This is a genomic window from Nocardia sp. NPDC051911, from assembly GCF_040681035.1.
Taxonomy (GTDB): domain Bacteria; phylum Actinomycetota; class Actinomycetes; order Mycobacteriales; family Mycobacteriaceae; genus Nocardia; species Nocardia sichangensis.
Genome location: NZ_JBFAXY010000102.1, coordinates 1 through 1,693, shown reverse-complemented (window position 1 = coordinate 1,693; position 1,693 = coordinate 1). Strand labels below are relative to the sequence as shown.

The following is a 1,693-nucleotide window of genomic DNA, read 5'->3' as shown; positions in this document are numbered from 1 at the left end:
TTGGCTCTGTCCCACTTTCGATGATGGGCGGGTGTCGATTGTGTTGGGGTGCTGGGTATTCCGGTAGAACTGCGGAATGTGGTTGCTGATGGTGCAGCAGAGGTGTTGTGGCAGTTGATGTTCCCGGATCGGCCAGGTGTGCGTGTGGTGGGTGTGAGCCGGGTTGGGCCGATTATTCGGTTCGATGCTGTGACCAGGGAGGTCCCGCAGCCGTGCCCGGTGTGCGGGGTGGTCTCGTCGCGGGTTCACAGCCGCTATTCCCGTGAGATCGCCGATGTCGCAGTCGCAAGCCGGGAAGTTGTGCTCAGGCTGGCGGTGCGGCGGCTGTTCTGCGGTAACGGCGGGTGCGGGCGGCGGATCTTTGCCGAGCAGGTGAGCGGGTTGACCGTGCGTTATGGGCGTCGCAGCCTGGCGCTGCGGGACGTTCTGAGACGGTTCGCGTTGGCGTTGGGAGGCAGGCCCGCGGCGCGACTGTGCGCCGGGGTCGCCAGTGCGGTCAGCAGGATGACGCTGCTTCGGCTCATCCGCGCACTGCCGCAACCGACAGTCGGCGGGCTGACTGCGGTCGGTGTCGACGAGTTCGCGTTTCGTAAGGGTCGCAACTACGGCACGATCTTGGTCGATATGGCCACCCGCCGTCCGGTGGACCTGTTGCCCGAAGCCAGCTCCGATGCGTTGGCCGCCTGGCTGCGCGAGCATCCGGGGATCGAGGTGATCTGCCGTGATCGCGCCGGCTACTTCGCCGATGGCGCTCGCCGCGGAGCCCCTGATGCGGTGCAAGTCGCGGACAGGTGGCACCTGCTAGCGAACCTGACCAGTGCTGTGGAGCGTGTGCTCGCGCGCAAGCGTTCCTGCCTGAACGAGCGTGACCCGGACCAGATTCCGGCACCACCGATCCCGCAGCCCGCCCCGCCGGATGGCCCGTTGGCGCAGCGGATCACCCGACAACACCCACAAATCCAACAGATGTTGGGTCAGGGTTGGACGATCAGCGCGATCGCGCGGGAATTGCACCTGGACCGCAAGACCGTCCGACGCTACGCCCGCAGCGAGGTCGAGGGTCTGCTGAGTTCCGGGGTCCGCCGCGCGAGTCTCATCGACCCGTTCGTGCCCTATCTGCAGCGCCGCTGGCGCGAGGGCTGCGTGAACGCCGCGGTCCTCCACTCCGAGATCGCAGCCCAGGGATTCGGTGGCAGCGTCAAGACGGTCCGCCGCCACCTGCAACACTGGCGCGTAGCCGGTGCCCCAGTCTTGGCGCCGCCCACGATCACACCCCGCAAGGCCGCTGGCTGGATCATGCGCCGCTGCGACGACCTGACCGACGACGAACGTGAGCGTCTTCGCACGATCATCGATCGCTGCGACGAGATCGCCACCACCGCCGGACTCGCCACCGAATTCGCGATGCTGCTACAGCAACTGCGAGGAGCAGAACTCGCGGCGTGGACCCACCGCGCACAGGCCAGCGGAATCCGGGAGATCAGTTCCTTCGCGACCACACTGCACCGTGACTGGGATGCCGTGGTCGCCGGACTGACCCTTCCCTACAGCAACGGCCCCACCGAAGGAAATGTCAACCGCCTCAAACTGATCAAACGAGCCATGTACGGCAGAGCACGATTCGACCTACTCCGGCTCCGTGTCCTGGCCACCTCGTAGCAACCGGACCCATCATCGAAAGTGGGACAGAGCC

At 66.0% G+C, this 1,693-nt stretch carries 1 protein-coding gene; it reads left to right on the top strand.

The window, feature by feature from the left end:
• Positions 1-117: 117 nt before the first annotated feature.
• Entirely contained in the window at positions 118-1,659 is a 1,542-nt protein-coding gene (locus AB0L97_RS38590) for an ISL3 family transposase (protein ID WP_364440011.1), read from the top strand.
• Positions 1,660-1,693: the final 34 nt, after the last annotated feature.